General features: G+C 67.2%; 22 protein-coding genes. 6 read left to right on the top strand and 16 right to left on the bottom strand.

Going from position 1 to position 17812, the window contains the following annotated elements; all coding sequences use genetic code 11:
* Position 1 precedes the first annotated feature (1 nt).
* The 3 genes from HNP52_RS20980 to HNP52_RS20970 all read right to left on the bottom strand — a co-directional run bounded on the left by HNP52_RS20980 (position 2) and on the right by HNP52_RS20970 (position 3617).
* Positions 2-1243 carry a cytochrome P450 gene (locus HNP52_RS20980; RefSeq protein ID WP_184170249.1) on the bottom strand — a complete coding sequence of 414 codons (1242 nt, stop codon included), beginning with the start codon at positions 1241-1243 and terminating at the stop codon, positions 2-4.
* Positions 1244-1461: 218 nt separating this feature from the next.
* Positions 1462-2694, bottom strand: a complete 1233-nt coding sequence (locus tag HNP52_RS20975) for an ABC transporter permease (protein ID WP_184170246.1) — start codon at positions 2692-2694, stop codon at positions 1462-1464.
* Positions 2691-3617: an ABC transporter ATP-binding protein gene (locus HNP52_RS20970; RefSeq protein ID WP_184170243.1), complete on the bottom strand. Its 927-nt coding sequence runs from the start codon at positions 3615-3617 to the stop codon at positions 2691-2693. Before HNP52_RS20970 ends, HNP52_RS20975 begins: the two co-directional genes overlap by 4 nt.
* Before the next feature lie 43 nt (positions 3618-3660).
* Between HNP52_RS20970 and queG the strand changes: the two genes are divergently transcribed.
* Positions 3661-4731, top strand: coding sequence for a tRNA epoxyqueuosine(34) reductase QueG (queG, locus tag HNP52_RS20965; RefSeq protein ID WP_184170240.1), 1071 nt, complete (start codon positions 3661-3663; stop codon positions 4729-4731).
* Here the strand turns inward: queG and HNP52_RS20960 are convergent.
* Positions 4709-5095, bottom strand: coding sequence for a hypothetical protein (locus HNP52_RS20960; RefSeq protein ID WP_311768525.1), 387 nt, complete (start codon positions 5093-5095; stop codon positions 4709-4711). The genes queG and HNP52_RS20960 overlap by 23 nt on opposite strands.
* Positions 5092-5787, bottom strand: coding sequence for an EI24 domain-containing protein (locus HNP52_RS20955; RefSeq protein ID WP_184170237.1), 696 nt, complete (start codon positions 5785-5787; stop codon positions 5092-5094). The genes HNP52_RS20960 and HNP52_RS20955 overlap by 4 nt, the downstream gene beginning before the upstream one ends.
* Positions 5788-5843: 56 nt before the next feature.
* Between HNP52_RS20955 and HNP52_RS20950 the strand changes: the two genes are divergently transcribed.
* Complete coding sequence (locus tag HNP52_RS20950; protein ID WP_184170234.1) at positions 5844-6842, top strand: adenosine kinase; 999 nt, start codon at positions 5844-5846, stop codon at positions 6840-6842.
* Positions 6843-6946: 104 nt separating this feature from the next.
* On the opposite strand, the gene HNP52_RS20945 is transcribed toward HNP52_RS20950, so the two are convergent.
* The 10 genes from HNP52_RS20945 to hisB all read right to left on the bottom strand — a co-directional run bounded on the left by HNP52_RS20945 (position 6947) and on the right by hisB (position 13704).
* Positions 6947-8488 carry an amino acid permease gene (locus HNP52_RS20945; protein ID WP_184170230.1) on the bottom strand — a complete coding sequence of 514 codons (1542 nt, stop codon included), beginning with the start codon at positions 8486-8488 and terminating at the stop codon, positions 6947-6949.
* Positions 8489-8686: 198 nt separating this feature from the next.
* Positions 8687-9064: a histidine triad nucleotide-binding protein gene (locus HNP52_RS20940; RefSeq protein ID WP_184170227.1), complete on the bottom strand. Its 378-nt coding sequence runs from the start codon at positions 9062-9064 to the stop codon at positions 8687-8689.
* Complete coding sequence (locus tag HNP52_RS20935) at positions 9054-9371, bottom strand: phosphoribosyl-ATP diphosphatase (RefSeq protein ID WP_184170224.1); 318 nt, start codon at positions 9369-9371, stop codon at positions 9054-9056. Before HNP52_RS20935 ends, HNP52_RS20940 begins: the two co-directional genes overlap by 11 nt.
* Positions 9372-9416: 45 nt before the next feature.
* Positions 9417-9620, bottom strand: coding sequence for a hypothetical protein (locus HNP52_RS20930; protein ID WP_184170767.1), 204 nt, complete (start codon positions 9618-9620; stop codon positions 9417-9419).
* 38 nt (positions 9621-9658) lie between these two features.
* Positions 9659-10672, bottom strand: a complete 1014-nt coding sequence (locus HNP52_RS20925; protein WP_221416584.1) for a L,D-transpeptidase — start codon at positions 10670-10672, stop codon at positions 9659-9661.
* Positions 10673-10741: 69 nt separating this feature from the next.
* Positions 10742-11500 (bottom strand): imidazole glycerol phosphate synthase subunit HisF, encoded by a 759-nt coding sequence (gene hisF / locus HNP52_RS20920; RefSeq protein ID WP_184170221.1) that lies wholly within the window; start codon positions 11498-11500, stop codon positions 10742-10744.
* On the bottom strand, positions 11497-12225 hold the full coding sequence (hisA, locus tag HNP52_RS20915; protein WP_184170730.1) for a 1-(5-phosphoribosyl)-5-[(5-phosphoribosylamino)methylideneamino]imidazole-4-carboxamide isomerase: 729 nt from the start codon (positions 12223-12225) through the stop codon (positions 11497-11499). The genes hisF and hisA overlap by 4 nt, the downstream gene beginning before the upstream one ends.
* Before the next feature lie 8 nt (positions 12226-12233).
* Entirely contained in the window at positions 12234-12836 is a 603-nt protein-coding gene (hisH, locus tag HNP52_RS20910; protein ID WP_184170218.1) for an imidazole glycerol phosphate synthase subunit HisH, read from the bottom strand.
* Positions 12833-13117: a YciI family protein gene (locus tag HNP52_RS20905; RefSeq protein ID WP_184170215.1), complete on the bottom strand. Its 285-nt coding sequence runs from the start codon at positions 13115-13117 to the stop codon at positions 12833-12835. Before HNP52_RS20905 ends, hisH begins: the two co-directional genes overlap by 4 nt.
* A complete protein-coding gene (gene hisB, locus HNP52_RS20900; RefSeq protein ID WP_184170212.1) occupies positions 13117-13704 on the bottom strand; it encodes an imidazoleglycerol-phosphate dehydratase HisB in 588 nt (195 codons plus the stop codon). Before hisB ends, HNP52_RS20905 begins: the two co-directional genes overlap by 1 nt.
* Before the next feature lie 71 nt (positions 13705-13775).
* Between hisB and HNP52_RS20895 the strand changes: the two genes are divergently transcribed.
* Complete coding sequence (locus HNP52_RS20895; protein WP_184170209.1) at positions 13776-14264, top strand: SspB family protein; 489 nt, start codon at positions 13776-13778, stop codon at positions 14262-14264.
* A gap of 226 nt (positions 14265-14490) precedes the next feature.
* Here HNP52_RS20895 and HNP52_RS20890 read toward each other — a convergent pair whose 3' ends face one another.
* Complete coding sequence (locus HNP52_RS20890; RefSeq protein WP_184170206.1) at positions 14491-15171, bottom strand: PilZ domain-containing protein; 681 nt, start codon at positions 15169-15171, stop codon at positions 14491-14493.
* Positions 15172-15328: 157 nt separating this feature from the next.
* Between HNP52_RS20890 and fumC the strand changes: the two genes are divergently transcribed.
* The 3 genes from fumC (at position 15329) to gmk (ending at position 17796) form a co-directional block, all read left to right on the top strand.
* Positions 15329-16717, top strand: a complete 1389-nt coding sequence (gene fumC / locus HNP52_RS20885; protein WP_311768524.1) for a class II fumarate hydratase — start codon at positions 15329-15331, stop codon at positions 16715-16717.
* Between the two features lie 151 nt (positions 16718-16868).
* Complete coding sequence (locus HNP52_RS20880; protein ID WP_184170203.1) at positions 16869-17063, top strand: hypothetical protein; 195 nt, start codon at positions 16869-16871, stop codon at positions 17061-17063.
* Between the two features lie 82 nt (positions 17064-17145).
* Positions 17146-17796, top strand: coding sequence for a guanylate kinase (gene gmk / locus HNP52_RS20875; RefSeq protein WP_184170200.1), 651 nt, complete (start codon positions 17146-17148; stop codon positions 17794-17796).
* The last annotated feature ends 16 nt before the right edge of the window (positions 17797-17812 follow it).

Below are 17812 nucleotides of genomic sequence, written 5' to 3'. Positions count from 1 at the left end.
CTCAATAGTGGCTCAGTTCCACCGCCATCTTCTTGTAGCCGTGGACGAAGCAGGCGGCGACGCGCTCGGGTTCGCCGGTTACGTTCACGCGCAGGCGGCGCTTGGCCATTTCCTCCATCAGCACGCCGATCTGCAGCTCGGCCAGACGGGCGCCGACGCAGCGGTGGATGCCATGGCCGAAGGCGAGGTGGCGGCGGGCATTTTCGCGATCGACGATGATGCTGTCGGCATCCGCGAAGACGCTCTCGTCGCGATTGGCCGAGATGTACCAGAGGCCGAGCTTGTCGCCCTCGCGGATCTTGTGGCCGTCGAGCTCGGTATCCTGGGTCGCGGTGCGGCGCATGTGCGCGAGCGGGGTCTGCCAGCGGATGATCTCCTGCGTGGCATTGCCGATCAGGCCGGGATTGGCCTCGAGCTTGGCGCGCTCCTCGGGGAACTGGTTGAGCCCCCAGGCATAGGCGCTCATCGAGTTGCGGGTGGTGTCGTTGCCGCCGACGATCAGCAGGATGAGGTTCCCGAGGAACTCCATCTGGTCCATGTGATTCATCGCGTCCGAATGGATCATCATCGAGATCAGATCGGGCGTCGGCTCCTTGCCGACCTTGCCCTGCCAGAGATTGCCGAAATAGGCGGCGCACTCGAACAGGATCTGGCGGCGCTCCTCCTTGCGGACCGGATCCTTGGCGATCTCGATGTCGCCGGCCCAATCGGACCAGTAGGTGAGCTTGCGGCGCTCTTCCCAGGGGAAGTCGAACAGCAGCGCCAGCATCTGGGTGGTCAGCTCGATCGAGACCCGGTCGACCCAGTCGAATTCCTGGCCCACCGGCAGCGAATCGAGGATCTCGGCGGTGCGCATCCGGATATTGTCGGTCATCCGCACCATCTCGCTCGGCGTGAAGGCGGGGGCGACGGTGCGGCGCTGGTCGGTGTGCTTGGGCCGGTCCATCGCGATGAACATCGGCATCTTGATGTCACCCTCCGCCATGTCGGCGATGGTGATGCCGCCGGCCTCGGACGAGAAGATGTCGGGCAGCGACTCGACCTGGACGAGCGGCTTGTAGGTGGTGATCGACCAGAAGGGGCCGAAGGCGGTGTTGTCGTGATAATGGATGCCGCCCCGGGCGCGCAGCTCGCGGAAGGGCGCGTGCCAAGTGTCGTCGCGGTAGAGCTCGGGACGACTGACGTCGAGCGGATCGATGCTCATGCTGCCGGGTGCCGCGGTTTCCGTCGCAAGCGTAGCCATGCTGCCTCTCCTGCATTTTTGGAGAGGGAATACCTAATTGACAGAAGTGTCAATAGTGAGAGGTGATAGGGGGCGGGGTACTCCCCTCCCTGCAAGGGAGGGGCAGGGGGTGGGTGGGCGCCTGGCGATACGGAAGCCTTGCGCGATGTGCTGGCCGTATCGCGGTCATCGACCCACCCCTAACCCCTCCCTTTCAGGGAGGGGGATTTGCAGTTTGCCTACGTTGTCGCCTCGATCTTCGAGCGCCGCTTGGGGCTTCCCGACTTGAGCACGCCGCGGCGGAACAGGCGGGCGCCGACGGTGATGATGATCGCCACCCACAGCGCCTGCCAGGCGAGCGCGAGCAGATGCGGCCAGAGCACCGGCGAACTGCCGGCCAGGCCGATCATCGTGAAGGGGGAGCTGAACGGGAAGATCTGCGCCACGGTCTCGACCCAGTTGCCCGGGCGATTCGCGGCGGCGAGCGCCAGGCCGAACATCATCATCTGGAAGATGGTGATCGGCAGCGACAGCATCTGCAGTTCGCGCTGGGTGGAGGTGAGCGCGCCGATGCTGAGGAAGGTGGCGCCGAGCAGCATGTAGGACATGGTGAAATAGGCGATGAACAGGAACGCGTAGGTCGGCGCGCCGATCGCTGCGATCAGGCTCGGGAAGCTGCCGGCGACTTCGGGCGGGAGCAGCCGGGTCGCGTTGATGAGGACCGTCGCCCAGAACAGCACGAACAGCACGGCGGCGCCGAACATGCCGATCAGCTTGCCGAAGAACACGCTTTCGAGCGGCACCGCTGCGGCGAGGATCTCGATCACTTTGTTCGAGCGCTCCTCGGCCATGGTGCCGACGGCCTGGCCCGAGAGGAACAGGGTGAGGAAGAAGATCGCGAACACGCCGATCGAGGCGGCCTGGCCGCGCCCGGTGGGCGAGCCCTGGCCGCGCTGGACGACCGTCTGGGTGACGGTGGCGATCGGTTCGGCCTTGCCGAGCTTCTGGGCGCGCAGGCTCTGCTCGGCGAGCTGGGTGAGGTACTGCGCCTCGGTCCAGCCGCGACGGGCGTAGAGGATCTCGGGCTTGTCGAGCGGGCCGTAGAGCACGGCGGCGGCATCGAACTTGTCGCTGTCGAAATAGGCGCGGGCCTGGGCCGCCGGATCGGCGGTGGGCGCCTCGATCGTCAGCGGTGGCGGGGCGAGCTCGCTCTTCTTCGGGAAGAGGGTGCGGAGCTGCTGGTCGGTCTCGATCAGCACCGGCGCCTGGGCGGGCGGGGCGATCACCACCATCTTCATCTGCGAATCGTCGCCGACGATCGACTGGGCGCCGATCCCGCCGACCGCGCCGAAGCCGATCATCAGCACCGGTGCGAGCAGGAAGAGCAGGAAGGTGGGAGTGAAGACGGTTGCGGTGAAATCGCGCCGGGCGACGGTGAACGCCTGGCGCAGCATGCGCGCGAACTTGCTCATGCCGCTTCCTCCTCGTCCTTGAGGGCATCGGCGCCGACGATCCTGACGAACGCGTCGTGCAGGCCGGGCCGCTCGATCGACAGGCCGGAGACGCCGTAGCCGCCGTCGATCAGCTTGACGAGCAGCGCCTCGATCCCGCTCTCCGGCAGGGTGAAGCGCCAGCCATCGCCTTCGCGGAAGGCATCGGCGGGGAGCAGGCTGGCGGCGCCTTCGACATTGTGGTGCGGGGTGTAGTGCGCCTTCATCGGCAGCATCGCGCGGGCCTGGTTGACCGTGCCTTCGAAGCGGACCTTGCCGCCGGCGATGATCGAGAGATGGTCGCAGAGGCGCTCGGCATGCGCCATGACGTGCGTCGAGAACAGGATCGTCGCGCCGCGATCGCGCTCGGCGCGGATCAGCTTTTCGAGCTTCTCCTGGTTGACCGGATCGAGGCCGGAAAAGGGCTCGTCGAGGACGAGCAGGTCGGGCTCGTGGACGACCGAGCCGAGCAGTTGGACCAGCTGGGCCATGCCCTTGGAGAGCTTGCGGATCTTCTCGTCCTTGGCGTGGCCGAGCCCGGCATTGTCCATTAGCGCGTCGGCGCGCTTGCGCCCGGTCGCCCAGGGCAGGCCGCGCAGGGCGCCCATGAACGCGATCGCCTCGCGGCACTTCATGTTGGGATAGAGGCCGCGCTCCTCGGGAAGGTAGCCGACCAGGTCGCTGGCATCGCGCGGATGGCTGTAGCCGAGCATCGAGCGCTGGCCCTGGTCGGGCTCGATGATGCCGAGCAGCATGCGCAGCGTCGTGGTCTTGCCGGCGCCGTTGGGGCCGAGCACGCCGTAGACGAGGCCCTTGGGCACAGCGATGTCGACGCCGTCGACGACGCGCCTGTCTCCGAAATATTTGACCAGCCCCCGGGCGCTTACGGCCAATTCGCTCGTCAAATGAGAGTCCCCTTCCGTGTGGCTTTGATGGTAGCGGGTCCGTGTGGACGCACACAAGCCACTCGAAGCCCTAATAAAGGCCAAAGCCGCGGAAATCGGGTTCGCGGATTGCGGGATCGCGCGCGCCGATGCCGCGCCGAAGACCGCCGAGCGGCTGCGGCAATGGCTCGAGGAAGGGCGCCACGGCTCGATGCTGTGGATGGAGGAACGCGCGCATCACCGCGAACGGCCCGCAGGGCTGTGGCCCGAGGTGAAGTCGGTGATCTCGCTGGGGATGAGCTATGCCCCGGCGCGCGATCCGCTGGCGCTGGCCGAACATGGCGGGATCGGGCGGATCTCCACCTATGCCCAGGGGCAGGACTATCACGATGTGATGAAGCGGCGGCTCAAGGAGCTTGGCCGCTGGCTGGTCGCCGAGGCGCCAGGGGCGGAGCTCAAGGTGTTCGTCGACACCGCGCCGGTGATGGAGAAGCCGCTTGCGGAAGCGGCGGGGCTGGGGTGGCAGGGGAAGCATACCAACCTGGTGAGCCGTTCGCATGGAAGCTGGCTGTTCCTGGGGGCGATCTACACGACGCTGGAGCTGGAGCCCGACGGGCCGGTGCGAACCACCTGCGGCAGCTGCGACGCGTGCCAGACGGCGTGCCCCACCGATGCCTTTCCGGCGCCCTATACGCTCGATGCGCGGCGCTGCATCTCGTACCTGACGATCGAGCACAAGGGGCCGATCCCGGAGGAATTCCGCGAAGGCATCGGCAACCGCATCTATGGCTGCGACGATTGCCTGGCGGTGTGCCCGTGGAACAAGTTCGCCCATGCCGCGCAGGCCAACATGGCCTTCACCTCGCGCGCCGAGCTGACCGCGCCGGCGCTCGCGGACTTGCTGGCGCTGGACGATGCGGGGTTCCGCGAGGTCTTTTCGGGCTCGCCGATCAAGCGGATCGGGCGCGACCGGATGATGCGCAACTGCCTGATCGCGGCGGGGAACAGCGGGGACGCCACATTGGTCGCGCCGGTGCGGGCGCTGCTGGAGGACGCGGACGAGACGGTGCGCGAGGCGGCGGAATGGGCTTTGGGGAAGCTCGCTCCCGAAGCTAGCGTGCCCGCGCTCCGCTGAGCGCCGCGACGCAGCTGGCTTCGTCGATCGGGCGGCCGTCGCGCTGGCGGGCATCGACATGGGTGACCACCGGCTCGCCGCGGCTCTGCGGGTAGAGATAGGTGTCGAGCACGCAGATCGGCCCGGAGAATTGCAGCTTGCGGGCGGTGCCCTCGCTGACGTCGAGCTGCGGCTTGCCGAAACGGGCGATCAGGCGCGGGGCGGTGGCGCCCTGGATCGCGGCGAGGTTCGCCGGCATCGGCGCGGTGCTCGGCGTCGGCCGGGCGCTCGGCACCGGGACATAACCGGCGCGCGGCGGCGGGATCACGCCGCCTTCGCCGCACGCGCCCAGCGCCAGGGTGCCGATAAGGATGAGTTTCTTCACGATGCCCGCCTCCCGCGGTGAAATGCATGGGTGGCCATCGCGGCTCCCAGCACCGGGGCGACCAGGTTCAGGATCGGGACGAGCAGAAGCCCGGTGCCCACGGCGCCGAGCGCGAAGCGGCTCATGCTGGTCCGCCCGCGCCAGCGGCGCAGGTCGCCGCGCGGCATGTGGCGGGCGGCGACCATGTCGCCCAGGTCGCGGCCGAGCAGCCAGCTATTGACCAGGAAGAAGGCGAGCGCGGTGCCCACGCCGGTGACCAGCAGGAGCAGGTAGAGCGGCGAGAGCAGCAGGTTGATCGCGATCAGCCGCACCGCCGAGCCGAGGCCCATCGCGATCGAACGACCGAGCGGCACGTCGATCGCCTGGGCATGCGCGCCGGGATAATGCTTCTTCTCGACCGCGGCGACGACTTCGTCGGCGAAGACGCCGATCACGGCGACGGCGATCGCGCGGAACATCAGCCAGTGGAAGAAGACCACCAGCACGATCGTGCCGATATCGGCAAAGGCGTCCGATCCGCTCCAGCCGCCCATCCATCCGGCGATCCAGTCGGCCAGCGCGTGCATGCCGAACCACAGGCCGACGCTCGCCGCGGCGAACAGGACCAGGGTCAACAGCACCGATTTCACGAAGACCGCCAGTATCGGCCGGTCGAACAGCTGGCCCAAGGACAGGAAGAAGGCGTGAATCATTGCGCTATCCTTTGCCCGTCTCTACGGCGACGACGCAATCTTTTTGGAGCATTCGTTTGACCAGCCCCACCTATGACGTCGTCGCCATCGGCAACGCGATCGTCGACATCCTCGCCCAGGCCGAGGACAGCTTCATCGAGGAGATCGGCGTGGCCAAGGGCTCGATGCAGCTCATGTTCTCGCCCGAGGAAGCCGATGCGCTCTATGCCAAGATGGGTCCGGGCCGCGAGGTTTCGGGCGGCTCGGCGAGCAACACCGTCGCCGGCCTCGCCGCGCTCGGCAGCAAGGCCGCCTTTATCGGCCAGGTCGCCGACGACCAGCTCGGCGCGGTCTTCGCGCACGACCTGCGCGCCGCCGGCGTGCATTTCGACACCGAAGTCCGTCCCGGCCAGCCGACCACCGCGCGCTGCCTGATCTTCGTGACGCCGGACGGCCAGCGCACGATGAACACCTTCCTGGGCGCCTCGCAGTTCCTGCCGGCCTCGGCGCTGGACGAGACGCTGATCGCCAGCGGCGCGATCCTGTATCTCGAAGGCTATCTCTGGGATCCGGAAGAGCCGCGCGCCGCGATGCGCAAGGCGATCGAGATCGCGCGCGCCAATGGCCGCAAGGTCGCTTTCACACTGTCGGACGTGTTCTGCATCTCGCGCCACGGCGACGATTTCCGCAAGCTGATCGACGACGGGATGATCGACATCCTGTTCGCCAACGAGAACGAGCTGCTGGCGCTGTGCCAGCATGAGGAGTTCGAAGCGGCGGTGCAGCACATCCACGGCAAGGTGCCGGTGCTGGTCGTCACCCGCAGCGAGCACGGCGCGATGGCGCTGGTCGGCGACGAGCGCGTCGAGGTTCCGGCCGAGCCGATCGCGAAGCTGGTCGATACCACCGGCGCGGGCGACAGCTTCGCGGCGGGCTTCCTGCACGGCCAGGCCCAGGGCCGCTCGGTGAAGGACTCGCTGCGCCTGGGCGCGCTGTGCGCCGCCGAGATCATCCAGCACTATGGTGCGCGCGCCGAGGTCGACCTCAAGGCGCTGGCGGCAGAGAAGCTGGGCTGAGCTGCTAAAAGCCCCTCTCCTGAAGGGGAGGGGCTTCAGACAAAAGAAGAAGGGCCGGAGGATCGCTCCTCCGGCCCTTTTTCCTTGCCTGGAAACCGGCGCCCTTAATGGGTGCCGGGGACCGGCGGGTCCAGTTCCTCATAGGCCTGATGCTCGGACACATCGACGATGCCGCGGCCAACATGGCTGCGCGAGCGGCTGTAGCCGAAATAGACGAGCAGGCCGACCGCCGCCCAGATCAGGAAGAGGATGATGCTCTTGTGATCGAGGCTGATGAACAGATACAGGCAGCCCAGGATCGCGATCGGCGCCGTGATGAACACGAACGGCGTCTTGAACGGGCGCTTGCGGGTCGGGTCGGTCTTGCGGATCACCATCACCGCGATCGACACCGCGGCGAACGCGAACAGCGTGCCCGAGTTGGAGATGTTGGCGAGCTGGCCGACCGGGAAGAACGCCGCGAACAGCGCCACCGCGATACCCGTGATGATCGTGATCACGTGCGGGGTGTTGAACTTCGGGTGGATCTTCGAGAAGGCGGCGGGGAGCAGGCCGTCGCGGCTCATCACGAAGAAGATGCGGGTCTGGCCGAACATCATCATCAGGATGACCGAGGGCAGTGCCAGGCCGGCGGCGAGGCCGAGCAGGTTGCCGATCTGCGGCCAGCCGATTTCACGCAGGGTGAAGGCCAGCGCTTCCTTCGAGCAGACCACGTCCTTGAAGCCTTCGGCGGCGCGGCTGGCGCACTGGGCGGCCAGTTCGCGGCTGCCCGGCTCGAGGGCATGGCCCATCGCGTCGGTAACCGGCTGGGTGCTGAGGCCCGGAGCGCCGATCACGCCGGCGGCGACGAGCAGGTAGAAGATGGTGCAGATGGCGAGCGAACCGATCAGGCCGATCGGCATGTTGCGCTGCGGGTTCTTGGTCTCTTCGGCCGCGGTCGAAACCGCGTCGAAGCCGACATAGGCGAAGAAGATCGACGCTGCCGCCATCGAGACGCCGATGACGCCGGTCGGCGCGAAGGGCGAGAACTGCGCGCTGTTCATCACCGGCACCGCCAGGATGATGAACACGGTGAGCGCGGTGATCTTGATCGCGACCAGGATGGCGTTGACCGTGGCGCTCTCCTTGGTGCCGATGACCAGCAGCCAGGTGACCAGCGCGGCGATCAGCATCGCGGGCAGGTTGATCAGGCCGCCATCGAACGGTCCGGTGACCAGCGAGGCGGGTATGTCGACATGGAAGGTATGCTCGATCAGGCCGATCACATAGCCGGACCAGCCGACCGAGACCGCGCCCGCGGCGACCGCATATTCGAGGATGAGGGCCCAGCCGACCATCCAGGCGATCAGTTCGCCCATCACGGCATAGCTATAGGTGTAGGCGGAGCCCGAGACCGGGACCATCGACGCCATCTCGGCGTAGCAGAGTGCGGCGAAGGCGCAGACCACGCCGGCGATGATGAAGGAGATCATCATGCCGGGGCCGGCCTTTTGCGCGGCTTCGGCGGTGAGAACGAAAATGCCGGTGCCGATCACCGCGCCGATGCCGAGCATGGTGAGCTGAAAAGCCCCCAGCGAACGGTGGAGCGATTTTTTCTCGGCGGTGGCGAGGATGGCATCGAGTGGCTTTACGCGCCCGAAGATCATTGGATGGTCCCCTCTACGGCGGGCTGATCCCGCCGCCCCTTTTGGATGAAAGCGCGGAGCCTAGCCGCAAAACCGGGGGAGGCAATGCTTTAGTCGCCCAAAGTCCAGCTTTCGCGCACGAAAGCGGCGAGTTGTGGGGAGCGGACAGCGTGATTGATGCTGATCCCCGGCTTTCGCCGGGGAGCAGGGTTGGCAACACTAACGCGCCAGCATCGGGCCGAGCGGCTTGCCGGCGAAGATATGGACATGGAGGTGCGGCACCTCCTGGTGCGCGTCGAACCCGGTATTGGCGAGCAGGCGGTAGCCAGGCTGGACGAAGCCGGCGTCGCGGGCGACCTGGCCCACCGCGCGGACGAAGCCGGCGATCTCCGCCTCGCCCGCCCGGGCCGAGAAATCGTCCCACGACACATACGGGCCCTTGGGGATCACCAGGATATGGTGCGGCGCCTGCGGATTGATGTCGTGGAAGGCGAGGGCGAACTCGTTCTCGAAGACCTTCTTCGACGGAATCTCGCCGCGCAGGATCTTCGCGAAGATGTTCTGGTCGTCATAGGGCTGGGTGGCGTCAATCGGCACGGCTTGCTTTCTCCTCCAGGCCCGACATGCCTTCGCGGCGGGCGAGTTCGGCGCGGACATCGTCGAGGCTCAGGCCGGCATCGGCGAGCAGCACGATCAGGTGGAAGACCAGGTCGGCGGCTTCCTTGGTGAGTTCCTCGCGATCGTCCTGGATCGCGGCGATCACCGTCTCGGTGGCTTCCTCGCCCAGCTTCTGCGCGATCTTGGCGCGGCCGCGATGGATGAGCTTGGCCACATAGGAAGTCGAGGGATCGGCGCCGCGGCGGGCGCGGATCGTCTGTTCCAGCGTGTCGAGCATATCGGCCATGGTTTCCGGCTGAGCGAGCCGGGGGCGCCTGTCAATCCTGCGTCGTCAATCCTTGGGTGCGGTCTTGCGGAAACGCGCGCGCAGCTGGCGGCGGACGAACCAGATGCCGCCGGCGGCGCAGGCGGCGAGCGCGAGGTCCGAAAGCTCGGGCATCGAGCGCGTGCCGGCGCGGCCGGTGTGCGGCGGCTCGTCGGCGGCGATGGCCGGGATCGCGGCGAGCAGGGCCAAAGGCAGGAGAGCGATGCGCATGCGGCGATAGTGGCAGAAAAGTCCCGACAGAATGTTAATCAGGGCGCCGGGTTCACCGCGTCCATGATCGTGATCCGCTTGCCCGGCGAAGCGCCGACGCGAGACTGGGTGACGAGAATCGTCGCGCCGGGGACGAGCTCGGCCTTCACCGCCTCGTAAAAGGCGCGGGGCATCCGCACGCGGTTGCGCGTCGCCTCGTCGAGGGTGCGGCCGGCATCCTCGCTGTGGCCGGGCAGGCCGACATAGACCCAATAGTCGGCGCCGTCGGGGCCGTGGGTGAGCGTGATGACGTGCGAGCCGGGATCATTGTCGTCGATATGCGCGGCGCTGCGGCCGATCTCGACACCCCCGCGCAGCACGACGATGCGCTGGTCGCTCTTCGAGACGATGATGGTGAGCGGGCCGGCGGGCGAACGCTCGGGCTGCCAGCGATATTGCTGGCTGTCGGAGAGCGGCTGGTCGGCGAGGGGCTTGCCCTTCGCATCGAGCGGGGAGAGCAGGCTGGCCTCGGTCGTGTCGATATGGTCGGCGGCATTGCCCTCGACCACCACGGTGACGCCCAGGCTGGTCTCCGCGAACAGCGCCTTGGCGAAGTCATAGGGCAAGTGCACGCAGCCATGGCTCTCGGGATAGCCGGGCAGCCCGCCGGCGTGGAGCGCGATGCCGTCCCAGGTCAGGCGCTGGGTGAACGGCATGGGGGCGTTGTTGTACTTGCTCGAGCGGTGCTTCGCGTCCTTCTGGAGCACGGTGAACACGCCGGTGGGGGTCTCGTGTCCTGCCTTGCCCGAGGAGACGGTGCTCACCGCGATGCGGACGCCGTTACGGTAGACGGTGGCGCGCTGGGCGGAGAGATCGACATAGACGAGGATCGGCCCGGCCGGCGCGACTTCGGGCGCCCAGACCCATTCGCCGGGCTTGAGCTGCGCGACATCGCGGGCGAACTCGACGGGAGAGCTGGCCTTGGCGCCCTGGGCTATTGCCGCTGGAGCGAGGGCTATCGACAGGGCAGCGGCGCACAGCGGGAGCTTGAGCTTGAGCTTGAGCATGCGCATGGGTTAGCGCGGCAGGGTTGGGGAAGGGTTAAGTGCCATCCGTCGTCCCGGCGAAAGCCGGGGTGAAGCTCAGCTGCGGACCGGAATCCCCGCGGCAGCCAGCGCGGCATGCGCATCGGCGATGCTTGCCTCGCCGAAATGGAAGATCGAGGCGGCGAGCACGGCGCTGGCATGGCCCTGGGTGATGCCGTCGACCAGGTGCTGGAGGTTGCCGACCCCGCCCGAGGCGACCACGGGCACGGTCACCTGGTCGGCGATCGTGCGGATCAGCTCGAGGTCATAGCCGTCCTTGGTGCCGTCGCGGTCCATCGAGGTGATCAGCAGCTCGCCGGCGCCGAGATGGGCGAGGGCGAGGGCGTGGGTGACCGCGTCGATGCCGGTCGGCTTGCGGCCGCCGTGCGTGAAGACTTCCCAGCCATTGGCAGTGCGGCGCGCATCGACCGAGGCGACGACGCACTGGCTGCCCATCTTCTCGGCGATCTCGGCCACCACTTCGGGGCGCGAGACGGCGGCGGAGTTGACCGCGACCTTGTCCGCCCCGGCAAGGAGGAGCGCGCGGGCATCCTCGACGGTGCGCACGCCGCCGCCGACGGTGAGCGGCATGAAGCAGACCTCGGCGGTGCGGCGCACCACGTCGAGGATCGTGCCGCGCGCTTCGTGGCTGGCGGTGATGTCGAGGAAGCAGAGCTCGTCGGCGCCGGCGGCGTCATAGGCGCGGGCCTGCTCGACCGGATCGCCGGCATCGATCAGGTCGACGAAGTTCACGCCCTTGACGACGCGGCCATTGGCGACGTCGAGGCAGGGGATGACGCGGGCGCGGACGGTCATGCCTTGCCCACCTCGATCGCCCATTTCAGGTCGAGCCGGCCGTCATAGAGGGCGCGGCCCGTGATGACGCCCTCGACACCGTCGGCGACATGGGGGCGCAGCGCATGGATGTCGGCGATGTCGGTGACGCCGCCGCTGGCGATCACGGGAATCGCGACGGCGCGGGCGAGTGCGACGGTCGCCTCGACATTGCAGCCCTTGAGCAGGCCGTCGCGGCCGACATCGGTGAACAGCAAAGCGGCGACGCCGGCGTCCTCGAAGCGACGGGCGAGGTCGACCACCGACACATCCGACACATCCGCCCAGCCATGGGTGGCGACCATGCCGTCGCGCGCGTCCACCGCGACGACGATGCGGCCGGGATTGTCGCGGGCGGCCGCCTTGACCAGCTCCGGGTTCTCCAGCGCGGCGGTGCCGATCACGACGCGCTTCACCCCGAGATCGAGCCAGCGGTCGATCGATTCGCGGTTCCGGATGCCGCCGCCGAGCTGGATATGGCCGCCAAAGCCGCTCTCGAGGATCGAGGCGACGGCAGCGCCGTTGACCGATTCGCCGGCAAAGGCGCCATCCAGGTCCACCACATGCAGCCATTCGGCGCCGGCCTGGGCGAAAAGCTCGGCCTGGGCAGCGGGATTGTCGCCATAGACAGTGGCGCGGTCCATGTCGCCTTCGGCCAGGCGGACGACCTGGCCGCCCTTGAGGTCGATCGCGGGGAAGATGATCAGGCCGGTTTCTACGGACGCCACTGGAGGAACCTTTCGACCAGCGCGATGCCGTAGCGCTGGCTCTTTTCGGGGTGGAACTGGACGCCGATCATGTTGTCGCGGCCGATCGCCGCGGTGACCGGGCCGCCATGATCGGTGGTGGCGATCACGTCCTCGCCGGTGAAGGCGAAGCTGTGGAGGAAATAGGCTTCGCCCGGCTCGATCAGCGGGTGCGGGGAGGCGGGGATCACGTCGTTCCAGCCCATGTGCGGGACATGGACGCCGGGGGCGGGCGCGATGGCGCGGACCGTGCCGGGGATCCAGCCGAGGCCGGGATGGGTGCCCATCTCCTCGCCGGCATCGCCCATCAGCTGCATGCCGACGCAGACGCCGAGGAAGGGCGCGCCCTGGGTGCGGACCCGGGTGTTCAGCGCCTCGACCATGCCGGCGATGTTGCGCAGCCCGGCCGCGCAGGCCCCGAAGGCGCCGACACCGGGCAGGACGACGCGGTCGGCGTTCAGCACGGCTTCGGGATCGGCGGTGACGGCGATATCGGTCGCGCCGGCGGCCTTCAGCGCGTTGTGGACGGAATAGAGATTGCCCGCGCCATAGTCGATCAGGGCGATGGTCACGACGCCAGCGCCTCGAGGCCTGGCGCGGTCATCGCGGGGACGAACTCGACGATCTCATAATCGGCGATGCCGTGGATCGCGAAGGGGTCGGTGGTGACGAGCCGCTCGGCCTCGGCGCGAGTGCCGCGCATCAGGATCACGCCGCCGGTGCGCGGCTCCTGCGGGCCCGAAGCGAGCAGCGTGCCGGTGGCGTAATGGCTCTTCAGCCATTCGATATGGGCGGGGCGCTGCGCATCCACTTCGGCGAGCGGGACCTTGTAGCGCAGCAGCACGACCAGCATCAGAGCACGCCCTTGGTCGAAGGGACCACGCCTGCCTTGCGCGGATCGATCTCGACCGCTTCGCGCAGCGCCCGGGCCAGGCCCTTGAACGCGGCTTCGGCGATATGGTGGTTGTTGGTGCCGTACAGCGTCTCGACGTGCAGCGTCAGGCCGGCAGTCTGGGCGAAGCTGTGGAACCAGTGCTCGAACATCTCGGTGTCCATCTCGCCGAGTCGCTTTTGCGAGAATTCGGTCTTCCAGACGAGATAGGGGCGGCCGGAAATGTCGATGGCGACGCGGGTGAGCGTCTCGTCCATCGGCGACAGCGCGTCGGCGTAGCGGCGGATGCCCTTCTTGTCGCCGAGCGCCTTGAGGATCGCCTCGCCGATCGCGAGGCCGGTATCCTCGACCGTGTGGTGCTGGTCGATATGGAGGTCGCCCACCGTCTTCACGTCGAGATCGATCAGCGAATGGCGGCTGAGCTGCTCGAGCATGTGATCGAAGAAGCCGATTCCCGTGGAGATGGAATAGGCTCCCGTCCCGTCCAGGTTGACGGTGACGTCGACGGCGGTCTCGCTCGTCTTGCGGCTTACGGTGGCGGTGCGCATCGCGACCCCCATAACGAAGCTTGCCGCGCATGCAATCTTGACCGTGCGGCTCCGTACGCTACCCAAGGGGCATGACCGGCAACGTGCCCGATAGCCTGATTCCCTATGATGAGATCGTGCAGGAGGCCCTGCGCGCAGTCGTCGGCCGCGTGCTCGGCTCGGTTGCCGATTCGGGCGGCAACCTGCCCGGCGGGCATCATTTCTACATCACCTTCAAGACGCACGCGCCGGGAGTCGATATCCCGCAGCGGCTGATCGATCGGTTCCCGGACGAGATGACCATCGTCCTGCAGCACCGATTCTGGGACCTGAAGGTGGACGGCGAGAAATTCTCGGTGGGCCTGAGCTTCAACCAGATCCCGGCGATGCTCAACATCCCCTTCTCGGCGATCACCGGCTTCCACGATCCGGCGGTGAACTTCGAGCTGCGCTTCCAGGCAGCGGAAAATGGCGACGAGCCCGATCCGCAGCATGAGGAAGCGGAGAATGACGGCCCGGCGGCGAAGCCGGTCGAGGACGGCTCGAACGTCGTCTCGGTGGACTTCAAGCGGAAGAAGTAAGGGGTGGCGCTTCGGCGCCTGCTCTTACCTTCGCTCCCGATCGTCATCCCCATTTCTTCACCGTCATCCCCGCGCAGGCGGGGATCCAGAGCCAAGCAGCGCTGACGGTGCGGCGCGCTTTGCCGTGTCCGGCGAGCCCTTGGTTAGATTGCTGCGCTTTCCCGGATTACCCTGGATCCCCGCCTGCGCGGGGATGACGGTGGTGGTTTAAAGCGAGAGGCTCGCCTTACCCATCATTCGCGCTCGACGGGCGCATCAGGCGGGCGCGCAGATCCTGCATCGCTACGGCCTGGGCCGCGGCGCCGGGATCCTCCGCGCTGAGGATCGAGCCGAGATGCTCGAGGATCTGGCTGGCGCGATCGAGATTCTGCAGTGCCTCGAGATGCTGGGCGATGACGTGCGGGTCCTCGACCAGCCGCTCGCCCAGGCTGTCGAGCAGCTCGCGGACATGGAAGACTTCCTCGACCAGCCGCTGGCCGAGATCGGCCATGGCGGGCGCGGCCGGGGGCGGGGCGGGCTCGGCGGGGAGCGCGGCACCGCTGCGCACGGCTTCCTGGATCGCATCGACCCGGGCCTGGCCGCGATAGCCGTCGAAGCTGGCGATGCGGTTGCCCGAAATCCATTCGTCGACGGTGACGGCACTGTGATCGAAGGCGACGCCGCAGCGGCCCTCGGTTTGCCAGACCACGCGGGCGGGCATCTCGATCTCGGCGCGGCGCAGGACCAGATGCGTGCCGGTGCGCGGCAGCACGGCGCCGTCGAGCATCGCACCGCCTTCCGAAAGATTGCGGATACGGACCTGCACCTTGAGTGCATCCGCTTCGATCGCGGCCGCCAGGAACAGGTTCTTGCGCGGCGCGCGCTCCTGCGATCCGTTGGAAGAGGGAAGATGTGCGCCAGCGTGCATGAGTCCATTGTAAGAAGCCAGACTTGGATAGTTGGTTAACGCCGCTCAAAATTCCTGCGCTGCCAGACACCTGCGCGGGGGTGCTGGAATCGCGGTGGGCAAGGGGCTAGAGCCGCCGCGACTCCGCGAAAGGCGGATCCAGAATGAAAGGCACCGTGTGACCACTCGCACCGAAACCGACTCGATTGGCGCAATCGAAGTTCCCGCCGACGCCTATTGGGGCGCCCAGACCCAGCGTTCGATCGAGAACTTCCCGTTCGGCGCGATGGAGCGCATGCCGCTGGGCATCGTCCATGCCCAGGCGATCGTGAAGCAGGCCGCGGCGCGGGTGAACCGCAAGCACGGCATGGACGCCAAGATCGCCGATGCGATCGAGGCGGCGGCGCAGGAGATCGTCGCGGGTGATCTCGACGACCAGTTCCCGCTGGTGATCTGGCAGACCGGCTCGGGCACCCAGACCAACATGAACGTCAACGAAGTGATCGCCGGCCGCGCGAATTTCGTACTGGCGGGCACCAAGGGCGGCAAGTCGCCGGTGCACCCGAACGATCACGTCAACATGAGCCAGTCGTCGAACGACAGCTTCCCGACCGCGCTGCACGTCGCGGCGGTGATCGAGACCTACAAGACGCTGATCCCGGCGCTCGACCAGCTCACCGCCTCGCTGACCGCCAAGGCCGAGGCCTGGGATCATATCATCAAGATCGGCCGCACCCACACCCAGGACGCGACCCCGCTGACGCTCGGCCAGGAGTTCGGCGGCTATGCGGCGCAGCTGATCAGCTGCAAGGCGCGGATCGAAGGCGCGCTGAACGGCAACCTGCGCAAGCTGGCGATCGGCGGCACCGCGGTCGGCACCGGGCTCAACGCGCCGGAGGGCTGGGCCGAGGATATGTCGGCGGCGATCACCGACATCGCCGGCCAGCAGTTCGAGCCGGCGCCGAACAAGTTCGAGCAGCTGGCGGCCAAGGACGGGCTGGTCTTTTTCTCGGGCGCGCTCAACACGCTGGCGGTGGCGCTCAACAAGATCGCCAACGACATCCGCTTCCTCGGCTCGGGCCCGCGCTCGGGCCTGGGCGAGCTGTCGCTGCCGGCCAACGAGCCGGGCAGCTCGATCATGCCGGGCAAGGTCAACCCGACCCAGTGCGAATCGCTGACGATGGTCGCGGCGCAGGTGATCGGTAACAACCAGGCAGTCACCGTCGGCGGCATGCAGGGCCATTTCGAGCTCAACGTGTTCATGCCGCTGATCGGCGCGAACGTGCTGCGCTCGATCTCGCTGCTGTCCATCGGCATGACGAGCTTCGCCGAGCGCTGCGTCGACGGGATCGAGGCGAACGAGTCGCAGATCAAGGCATTGGTCGATCGCTCGCTGATGCTGGTGACCGCGCTGGCGCCGGCGATCGGCTATGACAATGCCGCCAAGATCGCGAAGAACGCGCATGAGAAGGGCCTGACGCTCAAGGAGAGCGGGCTGGCGCTGGGCCTCGTCGATGAGGCGACGTTCGACCAGTATGTCCGTCCCGAGACGATGATCGGGCGGTAAGAAGGGAAACGAGCGCCCCTGTTCCCCGGCGAAAGCCGGGGACAGGGTTTCTCTGCCGTCTCGCCTTGTTACTCTGGGCCCCGGCTTTCGCCGGGGAACCAGTAGCCCTTTCAATCGCTTGCTCTTCGTAACCACCAACGACGGAGCAACCATGATCGGGGACGCAATCGCAGGCTGGATCGGCAATCGCATCGACCGTGCGGACGGTGAGGGCGGGGCGCTGGGCGCGATCGCCGGGGTGCTGACCTGGAAGGCGGCGAAGAAGATCGTGCCCGCTGCGATCGTGATCGGCGGCGCGGCCTATGCATGGCATCATTTCACGCGCGGGCGCGAAACCGCGGCCTGAGCGCCGCGGATTCCCGAAACGGAAGGGCATTGGGTGCCGGTCCTAGCTTGACGTAGGCGCGACTCCCACGCCAAAGGCACCCATGCCCCATTCCACCGAGACCGACCCGCACGGATTCAAGCGACGCGGCGTATTGTTCGTGCTGTCCTCGCCTTCCGGCGCCGGCAAGTCGACGATCGCGCGCAAGCTGCTTGCCGCCGACGAGCATCTCCAGATGTCCGTTTCCGTCACCACCCGCGCGATGCGCCCGGGGGAAGTGGACGGCGTCGACTATCATTTCGTCGATCTCGAGCGGTTCCGCGAAATCGCGAACAACCATGAGTTCCTCGAATGGGCGCATGTGTTCAACCACCGCTACGGCACGCTGCGCTCGACCGTGGAGGAGATCCTCGATTCGGGCCGCGACGTGCTGTTCGACATCGACTGGCAGGGCGCGCAGCAGCTGTTCCAGCTGGCCGGCGGCGACGTGGTCCGCGTGTTCATCCTGCCGCCGTCCTTCGTCGAGCTGCGCCAGCGGCTGGTCAATCGCGCGACCGACTCGATCGAAGTGATCGATGCCCGCATGGCGCGCGCGGCCGCCGAAGTCAGCCACTGGGACGGCTATGACTATGTGCTGGTCAATGACGATGTCGATCAATGCTATCGCTCGGTGCACACGATCCTGAACGCCGAGCGGCTCAAGCGCTCGCGCCAGACGGGCTTGATCGGATTCATCCGCGGGTTGATGAAGTAACCTTCCCAACAGGGAG

The organism is Sphingomonas kyeonggiensis (assembly GCF_014204495.1).
Lineage (GTDB): Bacteria > Pseudomonadota > Alphaproteobacteria > Sphingomonadales > Sphingomonadaceae > Sphingomonas > Sphingomonas kyeonggiensis_A.
The sequence above is the reverse complement of the archived record's forward strand: the minus strand, read 5'-3'. Positions and strand labels throughout refer to the sequence as shown.